The sequence below is a fragment of the Allobosea sp. 05T433 genome (genome assembly GCF_056396065.1).
Genome location: NZ_JBFTKS010000006.1, coordinates 28,315 through 42,434, shown reverse-complemented (window position 1 = coordinate 42,434; position 14,120 = coordinate 28,315). Strand labels below are relative to the sequence as shown.

Here is a 14,120-nt window from a genome sequence, read left to right as displayed (position 1 = left end):
CATCATCAATGCGAGTGCCGTGAAACGCATTCTCATTCATTCCTCCCGTGGATAGAAATGTCAGGCCGCGAGCATCTTCGGCTCGTCGGCGAGGCTGTATTGGGTGAAGCGGCGATCGAGGGCGGGAAGAGCAGCCACCTCCATCACGCCGCTCGCCGGCTCCATCACCACCATCGCGACGGTCGCCGAGAGGTGAGCGTCGCGCAGGCCGGGCCGCGGTGGCCGGCAGACGCTGTAGGGCGTGGCGAAATCGTCGAAGAGCGCAGCCTTAACCTCGGCGGCGGACAGGGTGCCACCGCTCTGATCCAGCAATCGGCGCACACGCCAGTCGCGGTAGACGCTGTCCGGCACGTTGATGAGACCGGTATCCCTGAGCTTGCCGAGCGCAATGGGACTGACCCAGTGATTGGCGTGCACGATCAGCCCGTCGCTCGGATAGATCGCGAAAGCCTCGTCCGGGGCGCATTCGTAATTGACCGCAAACCCCTCTGCGCTCGACAGGATCATGTTGTTCGAGCAGGTCTTCTGCGTCGTCGCGACGGCCCTGATCGCGAAAGCGAGATGGGATTGCTCGAGCACCTTGCGGCGGATCAAGGCAAGCGGCACCCCCTGCTGGCGATAGTCGCGGTCGCTGTCGAGATAATTGGCGGTGATGGCGAGCCCAGCCGCATTCATGCCGGAACGGGCAAGCCCCCCGGCCTCGACGAAGGTCAGGAAATCCGGGCCGTTATCGGGGCGCACCCGCAGCACGATCGCCGTCTCCGCGCATTCGGCGCGCCAGTCCCAGTTCTGGGCGTGGATCAGCCGCCCCGACAGGCTGCGCTCCGGCATGACCACGAGACCGGTGCAGCCATCATCGGCTTCGTCTTGTTCCCGCTGCGGCCTGCTCCGTTCGATGCGGGCCTTGGCGATGACCTCGGTCCTGGCATTGACTATCACGATGTCTTCGAGCGTGACGCCAGCCCCTTCGGCTATCCCGCGCATCTCCTCGATGTAATGGGCTCCGAAGGCCTCGATCTCGCCCGCGAACGCCGTGATCAGTTCGGACTGGGCCGCGGCCGAGTAGCCGAACTCCGCGAGCTGGTCGCCATAGAGCCCGACGCTCCGGCGCACGCGCTCCCTGGCGGCCTCGCCATATTGCCGGCCGCGCTCGCGCGGGGCACCGGAGATGGAGACGAAGGGAAAGGGCGAGGTCGTCATTGGCTTGCTCCTGCTAACGGGTGATCCACACGCCCCAGGCGCGCATCTTGCCGAAGCCGGTGACGCCGATGCCGTCGACGCGGTCGCTCGAGGCTTCGACGAGGGGGGTGTTGTAGAGGCTGACGATCGGTGCCTGGTCGATCATGCGCAGGTGCAGTTCGTCGAAGATCGCCTGGCGTCGGCCGGGATCGAGCTCCGCCGTCGACGAGGACAGCAGCGCGATCGCATGCGGGTCCTCCCACTGGTTGTCAGGATCGACATCCTTGGAGCCGACGATCGTCTTGTAGTTCAGCGAAGGTTCGAGCCGTGCCGTGAAGCGGAAGGACTGAAGCTGGAAATTGCCCTTGCTGTAGCGGTCGAGCTGGGTTGCCCATTCCAGCACCTCGAGATCGACATTGAAGCCCGCCTGCTTGAGCATCGACTGGAGAATGATGGCGGTATCGTAGAGATGGGCGAGCTTCTGCGACGTCTGCAGCTTGATCGGCCGCCCGTCATATCCGGCCTCCTTCAGCAGCCTGCGGGCGAGATCGGGGTCGTAGGCATAACCCTTGCCGTGGACGGCCGTGTGGGCCGAACTCGAGTCCGGGATGGCCGAGGGATTGGGCTTGCCGAGCCCGTCCGTCCTGGTTTCCACCAGCGTCTTGAGATCGATAGCATGGGCTAGCGCGCGTCTGACGCGAATATCGGCGAAGAGCGGATCGCGTGTCTGGACGAGCAGCACGTTCCAGCTCAGCCCCTGTGCGGTCGAGACCCTGACGCCCTTGGCCGCCCTCAGCTCGACCACATCCGAAACATCGGTGACGATCCAGTCGATCTGGCCTGCCCGCAAGGCCGTCCTGCGCGTGGCATCGTCGGGCACCACCATCCAGCGCACCTGATCGACATGGGCGAGGCGCGCGCCGGCATAGCCGCTCATCGGCTCGGAACGCGGTCGGTAGCCGGCAAATTTCTTGAGGAGGATGAACGAGTTCTTGCGCCACTCGGCGAAGGTGAAGGGGCCCGTGCCGACCGGCTGACGCCACTCGCCGTTCGGCCCGACCGAATCCTTGTGCAGGATGCCGGTCAGGCATTGGACATTGGCGACATAGTGCAGGAAGAGCGCCGACGGCGCGGCGAGCCTGAAGACCACCGTGCGGGCATCGGGCGTCTCGATCGCCTCGATCTTGGCGTCCTGCGAACCGTCATACCAACCCCGGCACTGCCATTTCGTCGCCGGGTCCAGCATTCGGTCCCAGCTCCATTTCACGTCCGCCGAGGACATCGGCGCACCGTTATGGAAGGTGATGCCGTCGCGCAGGGTGAAGCTGTAGCTGCGGCCGCCATCGCCGACCGTGTAGGACTCGGCCAGCAACGGCGCGATGGTCAGGTCTTCGCGATAGGCGACCAGAGCCTCGAGCACATGATGGAGGATGGTGTCGCTGTCGCCGCTGCGCCGAACACCCGGCTCGCTGCTCGTGATATCGGTGGAGAGCGCGATGCGCAGCTCGCCACCCTGCTTCGGGACCTGAGCGAGCGCCTGCATCGGGCAGGCGAGCGCGGCCAGGGCCGCAAGCCATGCAACCTTCATGATCTCTCCCTTTCGTTCACGAGCGGCGCCCGGTTTTCCGGTGTCACCGCCCAAATGGCTGGCAGATCGCCGCGCCCTGCCCCCGCTAGAGGTTTTGCCGTTGGGCAAGCGCGCTGGCGAAGAACTCCTTCACCGGGGGGTGCACGAGATGTCCGATATGCTCGACGCCGGGCACGACATCGAAGCGCACCGGGATATCGAGGCTCAGGAAGGCGCGCTCCAGCGAGCGCAGGCGATCGACCCGCGTCACGCCGGTCTCGTTGATGCCCTCCATCCAGTTCGAGGAACTGGGAGCGACGGTGACGTCCCAGGTCTCGATGTCATCGCCGCCGATGACCATCTGGACCGCGACCTTCCGCATCTCGGACAGATCAAGTTCACGTCCGAAGATGCTCTTCAGATCGCCTGTCCCGAGCCACCACGGCTTGTCCGGGTTCGGCAGCGTCACGACGCCGGGAGCGCCGATCGAAACCCCCAGCAGTCGCTCCGGGTGCAGATAGAAGAAGCGGTGCACGAACTGCCCGCCGCCGGAGAAGCCGTGCATCAGCACCTTCTCGGCGTCGAGGCGATAGAGTTCGCCGATCTCCTCGATCATCGCCAGGACCAGGAGGTCGTAACGGATGCCGCGATAGAGGATGCGCTTGTAGTTATGCGTGTCACCCGGCTCCCCGATCCCGCAGGGAAAGAGCGGCACCAGGACGACGCATTGGTTGGCTTCGGCGAAATCGATGAACTGGTCGCGCAGGCTGTCGACCGTGCGGGTGCTGCCATGGATCAGAACGGCCAGCGGATAGCGCTTCGTGCCGTTCTCCTCATAGCCCTCGGGAATATAGCAGCAATAGGAGAAGCGCTGGTCGGCCTGGCAGGCAAAGATCGCCGTCCGTCCGAGCTGGTAATAGGAGAGCTTCTCGCCATGTCCGTTGCGCGTCATAGGTCGTCTTTCTCCGGTCGTCTCAGGCTTGGCTGATCGTCTTGGTGACAAGATAGGCGTCGAGCCCCTCGGTGCCGCCCTCGCGGCCGTCGCCGCTGTCCTTGACCCCGCCGAATGGGGTTTCCGCCGCAGCGATCTCGAAGCGGTTGATGCCGACCATCCCGGCCTCGATCCGTTCGCCGAGCGCCAGGGCCCGTGAGCAGGAGCCTGTGAATGCGTAGGCGGCGAGCCCGACCGGCAGGCCGTTGGCACGACTGATGACCTCGTCCAGATCGCGGAAGCGGGCGATCGGAGCCACCGGTCCGAAGGGCTCCTCGCTCATGATCGCCGCAGCCTCCGGCACATCGGCGAGAACGGTCGGCGCGTAGAAGAAGCCACGATTGCCGATGCGCTCACCGCCGCAGATAAGCCTGGCGCCATGGCGCTGGGCATCCTCGATCAATCCATGCACCGCTTCCAACCGCCTGGCATTGGCAAGCGGCCCCATGCCGATGCCCTGGTCGAGGCCATTGCCGACCTTGATCCGCTGGGCGGCCAAGGCGAAGGCGGTGACGAAGCGATCATGCACCGCCTCGTGGACATAGAACCGTGTCGGCGCGACGCAGACCTGGCCGGCATTGCGGAATTTTCGCTGGGCGCCGAGCGCAGCCACCGCCTCGACATCGACATCATCGAACACCAGGACGGGGGCGTGGCCGCCGAGTTCCAGTGTCGCGCGCTTGGGCCCCTGGGCGGCCAGGGCTGCAACCGCACGCCCACCCGCCGTGGAACCGGTGAACGAGACCTTTCGGATCACCGCTGAGCCGACGAGATGCCGCGAGACCGTTGGCGGATCTCCCAGGACGAGGTTGATCGCGCCCGCCGGCACGCCCGCCTCGACGCAGGCCTCGACCAGGGCAAGGCAGGTCGCCGGGGTTTCTTCCGACGGCTTGATGATGATCGAACAGCCGGCACCCAGCGCACCGGCGATCTTGCGCGCCGGCGTCAGCGCCGGAAAATTCCAGGGCGCGAAGGCGGCAACGGGGCCGATCGGCTCCCGCACCACGATCATCCGGGCGCCGGCCGTGCGGCTTGGAACGACCCGACCATAGGCGCGTCGCCCTTCCTCCGCATACCAGTCGAAGACCTCGGCAGATGCGGCCACCTCGCCGCGCGCCTCGGCGAGAGGCTTGCCCTGCTCACGCGTCATCACCTCGCCAATGGCGTCCTGACGCGCCCGCAGCAATTCGCCGACGCGACGCAGGATACGGCAGCGTTCGAAGACCGAGACCGCGCGCCAGGCAGAAAAGCCCGCCTCGGCAGCCTTCAGCGCGTCGTCGAGATCGGCTGCCGATGCCAGGCGCGCCGTGGCCAGGATGTCGCCGGACGCAGGATCATGGATCTCGATCTGGGCGCCGGAGCCCGCGCGAGCCGCGCCGCCGATATGCAGGGTAATCTCGGGATAGGCGCTCACGTCGCGCAACCTCTTCAAACGGGGATGGGCCGGATCAGGCGATGGTTGCGAGCGCCTTGCGGATGCTGGCGAAGAGGCGGTCGATCTCGTCGGGTTCGATCGTCAGCGGCGGCGACAGCACCAGCAGGTCGGCGCCGGCGCGGACGAGGACACCGTCCTGGAAACAAGCCTCGGCGCATTCCGAACTGCGCTGCCCCGCTCCGCCAGGCCGCGGTTCAAACTCGATCGCGGCCACGAGACCGATAGTGCGGATATCGATGACGTGCGGCGCGCCCTTCAGGGCATGCGCCGCATCCTCCCAGTGGCGCGCGATCCGCCGCGCGCGTTCGAACAGCCCTTCCTCTTCATAGACCTGCAGGGTGGCCAGGCCCGCGGCGCAGGCGAGCGGGTGCCCCGAATATGTATAGCCGTGGAAGAGCTCGATGCTGCCTTCCGGCCCGGTCATGAAGGCCTCGTAAATATGCGGCCCGACAATGGTCGCCCCCATCGGCACGGCGCCATTGGTCAGCCCCTTGGCGCAGGTGATCATGTCGGGAATGACGCCGAAGGCTTCGGCGGCGCAGGAGGCGCCGAGCCGCCCGAAGCCCGAGATCACTTCGTCGAAGATCAGCAGGATGCCGTGCTTGTCGCAGATCTCGCGCAGGCGCCTGAGATAGCCCTTGGGCGGCGGCAGCACGCCGGTCGAGCCCGCAACCGGTTCGACGATGACAGCCGCGATCGTTGACGCATCATGGATCTGCACGAGCCGCTCGAGATCCTCGGCGAGATCAGCGCCGTGATCGGGCTCGCCTCGCGAGAAGGCATTCCTGGCCAGGTCCAGCGTGTGCGGGAGATGGGCGACACCCGGCAGGAGGGGCCCGAAATCGCGGCGATGCCGGCTGATGCCGGCGACCGAGAGCCCGCCGAAGCCCATGCCGTGATAGCCGCGCGCCCGGCCGATCAGGCGGGTACGCCCTGCCTCGCCGCGCTGGCGGTGATAGGCCAGCGCGATCTTGAGCGCGGTGTCGACCGCTTCCGAGCCCGAATTGGAGAAGAAGACATGGTCGAGCCCCTTCGGCATCATGTTGGCGATGCGACTCGCCAGCGTGAAGGCGTCGGGATGCCCCATCTGGAAACAGGAGACGTAGTCGAGCCTGTCGACCTGGGCCTTGATCGCCTCCTTGATCCGCGGATGGCCATGTCCGGCATTCACGCACCAGAGTCCCGCCATGCCGTCGAGGATCCGGCGCCCGTCAGCCGTCAGGTAATAATTGCCCTCGGCTCCGACGAAGAGGCGCGGATCACTCTTGAAACGCCGATTGGCCGTGAACGGCATCCAATGGGCATCGAGGTCATTCGGGCGGGTGGCGGCAGAAGCGAGCAAGATTGAACCTCGGGAACGCTGGATGTTGTTTTGATCTTTTTGCAAAAATAATACAATGTCAAGCAAGCATGATGGCCGCGCTCGGGCCAACCGAATCTCACGAATGCAAAGGCGTGACGCCTTCGGCTCAGCCGCGGGGAAGGAAAGACCGGCTCAGCGCGGCGCGCGCGTCAGATGCTGGCGCATCAGGGTCGCCGCCCAGTTCGTGTCGCCCTGCTCGAGCGCATCCAAGATCGCCAGGTGTTCCCGGCAGGATCGCAGCAACGCCTCCCGATCGAGGCCGCCGTAATCGGCGTACTCGGTCAGGCGCCGCAGGGAGTTCTGCGCCTCCATCGCCTGGACGACGAAGCGATTGCCGGAGCAGGCGGCGAGCATGCCGTGAAAGCCGGCATTGATCTCGAAGAAGCGCTCTGCGGACGGCGTATGGTCGAGATCGGCGATGAAAGCATCATGCGCTGCCCGGCTTCGGGCAAAGGCCGGCTTGTTGACCCGAAAGCTCGGCTCGCACAGCCCCATGCATTCGATCATCATGCGGAAGCGATAGCTTTCCTCCCGCGCCTCAGGCGAAGCGAGCGACGGTACGAAGCTCCAGCCGTGACCGCGGCGCCGCTTGATCAGCCCATCCTCCGCAAGCCGCAGCAGAACCTTGCCGAGCGCGCTCCGGCCGATCTGATAGGTCTGCAGGAGGTCGGTTTCGATGAGGTTCTCGGGCAGGCGGCCAGCCTCGCGATCCCGCAGGATGGCATGAATGATGTCCTCGTCGCGCGCGCTCGGCAGGGAGCGCTCTGCGGCCTCGAGATCCTTGCCGTCCCGCGCAAGAAAAAAGCCCTGGTTCGCGCGCGCTTCGACTGCGCCCTGCTCCGCCAGCAGGCCGAGCGCGGCCCGCACCGGAGTACGTGAAACCTCGAAAGCTCGGGCAATCTCGGCCTCCCGCAGGTGGAAGCCGGCCGACCACTGCTTCTCGGCGGCGCAGGCCAGAATTCGCTTCGCGAGAGCGGTATGGAGATTGCTGGGCTTCCGCGATGTCTGGCGGGGAAGCGAACGCTCATTCATCAAGACGACTCCGTGCGCCGCAGCCCTAGCCGAATTGCATTATTTTTTCAACGAGAACCGAACCCTATCACGACCTCTCGTGCTGCTATCCAGATTGAGCTTCCCCTCTGTCGACCTTACCGGCCGATCCTTGGCACACTCTCGTCGGGTTCGCGACGTGCAGTCTCTCGCGTGTAGGCCTTCAGCGAAGTTCCCATGAAACGCGGCGGCGCATGCTGGCGTTACGGCGCCCGGCTGGCCTTGCCGTCACGCGCGGCGTCGACAACGTCGCGGATGGCGTCGATCACGAGCTGCGGCCGTTCCTTGTGGATCTCGTGGCCGCTGTCGGTGTTCGTGACATGCCTGGCGCCCGGCACGAGTGCAGCGAGCTTTGCCTGCGCCTCCCTCTGCGCCCTGTCGGTGACGTAGCCGAAATCGGAAGGAATGTCGGCAGGCAGCCGGCCATCGGCGATAAGCCCCGGGACGAGCGGTCCCCAGGGGTGATCCGCGCTCAGCACGGTCAAAGGCATCGGTCGGAGCGGCTCGGCAGCGAGCAGTTGATCGAAGCTGAGATTCGCATCGACTCGCTCGATCGCCGGATAGACTTTGAGGGCTTCAGTCAGGTCGCCATCGAGCAGCACGCGTTGGATCGCCCATTCACGAGGGGCCTGCGCTGCCCGAAGCCCCTCTGACAAGGCATCGACGAGCACCATCCCATTCACCTCGTCGGGATAGGTCATCGCATAGAGCCGGCTAACGAGGCCGCCATAGGAATGCCCGACGACCACGAAAGGCGTCGCGATGCCGGCAGCGGTCACCAGCGCATGCAGATCGGCGACTGCTGCCCGCGCGGTGACCGGCTGCGAGACCGGGTCGGTGCGGCTCGGCGCTTCGCCGACCGGAGTTCCCGGCCGGTCGTAGGCGCAGACCCGCGTGAACCCCGCCACTGCGGAAAAGACGTTCACCTTGCCTGGCTCGGACTGGGTCCAATCAGCGGCGGAGGCTCTCGCGCCTGCCACGATGACGACGGCAGGAGCCCCCATGCCACGACATCCGAGGTACATCTTGCGGCTGCCGTCGACGTTGACCACGCCTGAGACATCGCCGCTCTCCGCAAGCGCTGAGCCTGATGAGGCAACAAGGCCGATCATCAGGAGGAGGACGCACTGAGGTGACATTGAACGGGCTCTCCGGCGCGGCATTCGGCATCCCTGACTGGATCAGCGAGCCCACACGGCAAACGCTCGGCCACGGAGGTTAGGCAGCGACGGCTTGCGACGCAAACGAGGGCCTTCCGAAGCAGAACTTCGGCTTCGCCTCACTGGCTGCATTCCAGGCAGCCTCGCCGAACGTGTCGAGATCGACCTTGGAGAGCCCTTACTCCAGCATGCACGCAGGCCGGCCGATTTGGCCGGTGCACCGAGGACGTTTCAAGAGGCAGATCAGGTCGGCTTCGTGCATTCAGAGCCCATCCCAACTCTCGGCACCTCCACCCGATCAGTCCGGTTCCGATCGCTGCAGGGGTAAGGCCGCTCGGGCGCAGGAACAGGCGGCGATCCCGGACGCGCGGTCATCAAGTTGGGATGTACGGTCATGGTGCCTGGCAACGATATCCCCTTAGTTTCAATCGAAGTTTCCCCTTGTCCCACGCCCGTAGCGACTGCGGCATGCCCCAAAGCTCGCCATCGTCAGCTCCGCGATATCCGTTCGGCGATGATCCTGGCGACGTCCTTCTCGCGACCATTGCCTTCGCAACCCTCAGCTTTTGGGGCGCCAAATGTTCTTTGCGGCTAGGCTCGCTGTCATATTCATGGGCTGCGTCGGCGCATCATGGCCAATCGCGCAGGCGCAGGAACTCGACCTAAGGAGCCTGGAAGAGATCCGCTCAATCGCTTCTGCGCAGTTCGAAAAGCACCACCTGAATTCGCTTCTCTTGCAGGTGCGCATCGACGGCAAGGACGTGACGAGCCTCGCGCTTGGCGAAGCGATGACCGGCGTGCCGGCGAAGATAGATGGGCGTTTCCGCAACGGGGCCGTGGCCCTCACATATATTGCAGCGCTTGCCTTGAGACTCGCGGAGGAAGGCATCGTCGATCTCGACATGCCCATCTCGCGCTGGCTCCCTGATCTGCCCGCCTCAGGCAAGGCGACCATCCGTATGCTGGCGAACATGACGGCGGGGTATCCCGATCATGTCGCCAATGACGAAAAATTCGTGAAGCCATTCATCGAGGATCCCTTCAGGACGTGGAAGCCGCAGGATCTCATCGCGGTAAGCCTGTCCCAGGCGAGGCGCTTTGCCCCCGGAGAAAACTGGGACTATTCCCATAGCGGGTACGTCATTCTCGGGCAGGTTCTCGAGGCGGCCACGGGCAAGCCGATGCATCGCCTGATGGACGAGTACATCCTGACACCACTCAAACTTGGCGGCACCTTCGGATTCGACAACGCGACGATCCCAGAACCCGCCATCCACGCCTTCACGGCAGAGCGCGGCGTGTGGGAGGACGCGACCTACTGGAATCCGTCATGGACGTTGCCTGCCGGTGCGATCCAGGTCACGACGATTGACGACATGGCCCGCAGCTTCGACACGATCGTCGGAAGCGCTGGCTTTCTCTCCGCGCAATCGCTGAAGCAGATGATAGAGCCACGCCTGATCGGCTTCGGTGTGCCGCTCGAAGGCTGCCCAACCTGCCATAGTCTGACAAAGCGCTTCAACTATGGGCTCGGCGCCATGCTGCGCGGCGACTGGGTGTTTCAAACCCCTCTTTTCGGTGGCTACGCCTCTGCCGTCGGAACCTTACCGCAGGAGTGCTCGAGAATCGGGCGTATAACCATTGCCGTGGCGGTCACCTTCACCCGCGCCTCTGTCGAGGATTGGAGTGGACGCGCTCCCAATCTTGCCGATGCGACGGTCGCTCTCATCGCCGCCAAACTGGCTCCCGAACACCCTGTTCCATTTCTCTAGGTTCCGACTGCGCTGAAAGCGTGGGCCGAAGCCACAAGGGGAGTGGATTTCCTGAAGACCGCATCGCCGTTGCCGGCGGGATGACCGTCATCCTCCAAGCCAGATTGGCTCGCCCCCGACCGATCAGTCCGCTCCGATCGTTGTAGACGGCAAGTTCGGGCGGAGCGAGGGCTGTCGGCGGCCTTGGACGGACGGTCATCAAGTTGAGATGCACGGTCATGGTGCTCGCCCGCGATTTCAACTTAGCTTCAATCATAGATCCACCGTTTCCAAGGACCGCGGCGGCCGGCCTCCTGACGGGCAGCGCACAGGCGTCGCCTTCTTGGAGCTTGGTCGCCAGTTTCGGCCTCTCGTCCAGAGCAACCGTTGGGGAGCGCGGTGAAGCAATTCAGACTGGATGGCAGCGCGACACGGCCGGCGGACATGGATAGCCAGCCACCGGTTGTCTCAGCCTCGCGTCACCTCGCCCTGAAGCTGAGGCTGACGTCACTGGCGCTTGGCTGCTCGACCCACAAGGAACTTTGCGCGCGCTTTGCGGCCAGCAATCGGACGACGCTGTTCGTGCCCCAGAACGCCTATAAATGGCTCAGCGGCAAGGCCGTGCCCCGCGCATCCAGCGTTTATGAGGATTGGGCGCGGGTGCTCGGCGGCATGCTGACCGCTCCGTTCCTCGCCTCGTCCTCCTTCGATGAGTTTCAGGACGCGATCAGCACCCAGTTCGCCGTGCCGGAAACCGCGCTCTCGGCGCTGCGGAGCGAGGCAGGCCTACGGTCGGGCTCGCCCCCCGCCCTGACCGTAGTCGAATCGTCGGTAGCCGGGCGAAGTGGGCTGCGCCCCGGCGAGCATTGGCTGGAGGGCGTCTATCTCGCGATCTCACCGGCCTGGTCTCGCGTCGAGGCGGGCCGGTTGATCATCGGGACAGTGGCAATCCACGCCGATGCCATGCAGCGCCTGCAGATCAGCTACAGCGAGAACCTGTTCAACCGTCAGGTCCGCATGAGCGGGCAATTGCTGAGCGATGGCCGTACCGCACAGAGTGCCCTCGCCTGCTCCTACACGCAGCGGCTGTTCCTTCTGGCGCTGAACCTGCCCACCCTGCCGGCCAATCTCATCGGCGGCATTCTCAGCGGCGCGGCAGTGCATGATCCCGACGCTCGGGCCGCCGCCTGCCGCATCCTGCTTCTGAGGGCGCATGGCGGCCAGGCCCAGGATCTGGTCGCGCGCACGGGCTATCTCGATGCGGACGGGGCACTGGTCGAGAGTGAATTGGCCGCGCTCGGCTATCGCGGCGATGCCGCAACGGTCGCACTAGGTTCCGGCATCGTTGATTTCCTGAATGCGCCTTCGTCCTCCGGCCTTTGTGAAGCGAAACTTAAAGATTTGACATCACTTGAGCGGATCATCGATCGAATACCATCTTCTGAATTCTTACAAAAATCAGCATCATGGCATTAGATTCAAACCACCAAATCCCTGCTTCCCAGCCTCCATGGCATTTATGCCAAATATTGGCACCAAATGACGTGTCAATGCACTTTGTCCGAAAGTGGATAACCATGAAACACTGCGGTAGTCTTGTCGCTGCGGCGCTCTTCACGCTCGCTGCCGTTCATCCTTCCAAGGCGGAAATCACAGGCGAAAGGCTTCAGGCGCTCCTGCCCGGCCTCGAGAAACAGGCTGCTGCCGGGATGAAGGAGTTCTCGGTTCCTGGCATGGCCATCGGCATCGTCTTCGACGACCGGCTCATCTACAGCAAGGGCTTCGGCGTCAAGACGATCGACAAGGCCGACCGCGTCACGCCCGACACCATTTTCCAGATCGGCTCGACGACCAAGGCGTTCCTCGCGACGTCGCTCGCCCAGGCGGTGGATGCCGGCCGGCTGAAATGGGCCGATCCCGTCATCGATCATATACCCACCTTCCAGTTGGCCGATCCATGGATCTCGCGCGATTTCCGCATCCTCGACCTCGCCGCGCAGCGCTCCGGCCTCACCCCTTACGTCAATGACGACCTGACCCTTCTCGGCTTTGACAAGCAGACGCTGATCCAGTCTCTGCGCGTCGCGCCGCAGACGGGCATCTTCCGCTCGCAGTTCGGCTATCTCAACATCCCGCACATGGTCGCCGGCGAGGTGCTGGCGAAGGTGAACGGCTCGCCAAGCTGGTACGAGTCGGTGAAGCGGACGCTGCTTGATCCCCTTGGCATGTCATCGACGACGGCCACCCTGGAAGCCATCACGCAAACCGCCGACCATGCCACCGGCCACAGATTTGCCGAGCGCCCGGTCGCAATCCCGTTCCACGCTGCCTTCCCCTATGCGTACGGCCCCGCTGGCGCCTTCAACTCCAATGTCAAGGATATGGCCCAATGGCTGCGCCTGCAGCTCGGGCGCGGGCATTTCGGAGAGAAGGCCCTGGTCTCCGAGGAGAACCTCGATGTCACCTGGACACCGCGCGTCGCGATGAGCGAGCGCGTCAGCTATGCCGTCGGCTGGGTCGTCAACGCCACGCCAAACGGGCGCGTGATCTGGCATAATGGCGGAACCCCGGGCTTCGGCGCCCATGCCGGCTTCCTGCCAGATGGCAGGACCGGCATCGTGATCCTGACCAATCTCGGCAATGCGGCCATGGCGGATGCGCTCGCGCAATGGTTTTACGACCGGGTTCTCGGCAATCCCGAGGTCGACAACATCGCACTCGCCGCCGCCGCCATGCGGACAAACCGTGAGCTGCAGCGCAAACAGGCGGCCGCCTTCATCCCAGGGCCGCTTGCTCCCTCTGCCGGCGTACTTGTCGGGAGCTATGTCTCTCCGGTTCTCGGCACGGCGACGGTCGCCGCCGTCGACGGAAAACTGCAGATGACTCTCGAAAAGACCGACGCGGTCGCTCTGCTCGTATCCAGCAAGGATGATCCGAACCTGTTTTCGGCGCGCCTCATGGCGACAGCTGGCTATGAGCCGATCGTGGCCATCGCCGGCGATGTTCCCTTCACCCAGATCCGGTTCGAGCGCGACGGTTCCGGCAGCATCGCCGAACTCCGCTGGCTGTCTCCGGAACTGCCGCATGTCTTCACACGCCAGCCTGGCCAATAGGCCTGAACCCTTCCGCGCCATTCCAAGGACGAGCCCATGAGCACCCTCTCCCACAAGCTGGCCCGGACTTCGTTGGTCCTTGCCCTGAGCATGGCTGCCGCTGCGGCTTACGCGGCCCCGGTCACTGCTCCCTCTCAGGCCATGAGCGAGCAGCGGCATATCTTGCCAGCCGGCGACATGTTTCGCGGGATCATCGATTTCCTGGGCGATCAGGACAATTACGTTCACGACAATCACTACGACTGGCAGCGTTACCGGGACACGACGTCCCGGAAGGAGCGCATCCGCGATTACTATCAAATGCAGCAGGAAGCGCAGAAGGACTACTGGCGTCACCAGAAGGAGGCGCAAAAGCAGATGATCAAGCAGCAGCGTGGCTGGTAAGACCTGACGACCGCTCCATCATCCGGGGAGCGGCATTGAGCTTACGCCGCCTCGCGTTGGACCGATCCAGCGTGAGGCGGCGACTATGCCCAACCAGGGCCGTGGTTCCAGGGCAGGCCGAACGGCC

Annotated in this window: 11 protein-coding genes; 4 read left to right on the top strand and 7 right to left on the bottom strand. The window is 64.4% G+C overall.

The features are described 5' to 3' along the window. Positions 1-60: 60 nt before the first annotated feature. The 7 genes from AC1DGP_RS09885 to AC1DGP_RS09855 form a co-directional block, all read right to left on the bottom strand. The gene (locus tag AC1DGP_RS09885; protein WP_441504480.1) at positions 61-1,200 is read right to left on the bottom strand and encodes a C45 family autoproteolytic acyltransferase/hydolase; all 1,140 of its coding nucleotides are present in this window, start codon (positions 1,198-1,200) and stop codon (positions 61-63) included. 13 nt (positions 1,201-1,213) lie between these two features. Beyond that, positions 1,214-2,767 carry an ABC transporter substrate-binding protein gene (locus AC1DGP_RS09880; RefSeq protein ID WP_476768474.1) on the bottom strand — a complete coding sequence of 518 codons (1,554 nt, stop codon included), beginning with the start codon at positions 2,765-2,767 and terminating at the stop codon, positions 1,214-1,216. Between the two features lie 85 nt (positions 2,768-2,852). After that, positions 2,853-3,698 carry an alpha/beta hydrolase family protein gene (locus tag AC1DGP_RS09875; RefSeq protein ID WP_441504478.1) on the bottom strand — a complete coding sequence of 282 codons (846 nt, stop codon included), beginning with the start codon at positions 3,696-3,698 and terminating at the stop codon, positions 2,853-2,855. Positions 3,699-3,720: 22 nt separating this feature from the next. Then, positions 3,721-5,151 carry an NAD-dependent succinate-semialdehyde dehydrogenase gene (locus AC1DGP_RS09870; RefSeq protein ID WP_476832062.1) on the bottom strand — a complete coding sequence of 477 codons (1,431 nt, stop codon included), beginning with the start codon at positions 5,149-5,151 and terminating at the stop codon, positions 3,721-3,723. A gap of 34 nt (positions 5,152-5,185) precedes the next feature. Beyond that, positions 5,186-6,517, bottom strand: a complete 1,332-nt coding sequence (aptA, locus tag AC1DGP_RS09865) for an omega-aminotransferase AptA (RefSeq protein WP_476832144.1) — start codon at positions 6,515-6,517, stop codon at positions 5,186-5,188. Positions 6,518-6,667: 150 nt separating this feature from the next. Continuing rightward, entirely contained in the window at positions 6,668-7,567 is a 900-nt protein-coding gene (locus tag AC1DGP_RS09860; protein ID WP_441504476.1) for a GntR family transcriptional regulator, read from the bottom strand. A 221-nt stretch (positions 7,568-7,788) separates the two neighbouring features. Continuing rightward, the gene (locus tag AC1DGP_RS09855; protein ID WP_441504475.1) at positions 7,789-8,724 is read right to left on the bottom strand and encodes an alpha/beta fold hydrolase; all 936 of its coding nucleotides are present in this window, start codon (positions 8,722-8,724) and stop codon (positions 7,789-7,791) included. 599 nt (positions 8,725-9,323) lie between these two features. Here AC1DGP_RS09855 and AC1DGP_RS09850 point away from each other — a divergent pair. The 4 genes from AC1DGP_RS09850 to AC1DGP_RS09835 all read left to right on the top strand — a co-directional run bounded on the left by AC1DGP_RS09850 (position 9,324) and on the right by AC1DGP_RS09835 (position 13,993). Next, on the top strand, positions 9,324-10,517 hold the full coding sequence (locus AC1DGP_RS09850) for a serine hydrolase domain-containing protein (protein ID WP_441504474.1): 1,194 nt from the start codon (positions 9,324-9,326) through the stop codon (positions 10,515-10,517). Between the two features lie 378 nt (positions 10,518-10,895). Next, positions 10,896-11,972, top strand: coding sequence for a hypothetical protein (locus AC1DGP_RS09845; protein ID WP_441504473.1), 1,077 nt, complete (start codon positions 10,896-10,898; stop codon positions 11,970-11,972). Positions 11,973-12,073: 101 nt separating this feature from the next. Then, positions 12,074-13,609 (top strand): serine hydrolase, encoded by a 1,536-nt coding sequence (locus tag AC1DGP_RS09840; RefSeq protein ID WP_441504472.1) that lies wholly within the window; start codon positions 12,074-12,076, stop codon positions 13,607-13,609. A 36-nt stretch (positions 13,610-13,645) separates the two neighbouring features. Then, entirely contained in the window at positions 13,646-13,993 is a 348-nt protein-coding gene (locus AC1DGP_RS09835) for a hypothetical protein (protein WP_441504471.1), read from the top strand. The last annotated feature ends 127 nt before the right edge of the window (positions 13,994-14,120 follow it).

Excerpts from the sequence above, each read along its gene's own strand:
- AC1DGP_RS09885 (WP_441504480.1), bottom strand. The coding sequence starts at position 1,200 with ATGACGACCTCGCCCTTTCCCTTCGTCTCCATCTCCGGTGCCCCGCGC.
- AC1DGP_RS09880 (WP_476768474.1), bottom strand. The coding sequence starts at position 2,767 with ATGAAGGTTGCATGGCTTGCGGCCCTGGCCGCGCTCGCCTGCCCGATG.
- AC1DGP_RS09875 (WP_441504478.1), bottom strand. The coding sequence starts at position 3,698 with ATGACGCGCAACGGACATGGCGAGAAGCTCTCCTATTACCAGCTCGGA.
- AC1DGP_RS09860 (WP_441504476.1), bottom strand. The coding sequence starts at position 7,567 with ATGAATGAGCGTTCGCTTCCCCGCCAGACATCGCGGAAGCCCAGCAAT.
- AC1DGP_RS09855 (WP_441504475.1), bottom strand. The coding sequence starts at position 8,724 with ATGTCACCTCAGTGCGTCCTCCTCCTGATGATCGGCCTTGTTGCCTCA.
- AC1DGP_RS09850 (WP_441504474.1), top strand. The coding sequence starts at position 9,324 with ATGTTCTTTGCGGCTAGGCTCGCTGTCATATTCATGGGCTGCGTCGGC.
- AC1DGP_RS09840 (WP_441504472.1), top strand. The coding sequence starts at position 12,074 with ATGAAACACTGCGGTAGTCTTGTCGCTGCGGCGCTCTTCACGCTCGCT.
- AC1DGP_RS09835 (WP_441504471.1), top strand. The coding sequence starts at position 13,646 with ATGAGCACCCTCTCCCACAAGCTGGCCCGGACTTCGTTGGTCCTTGCC.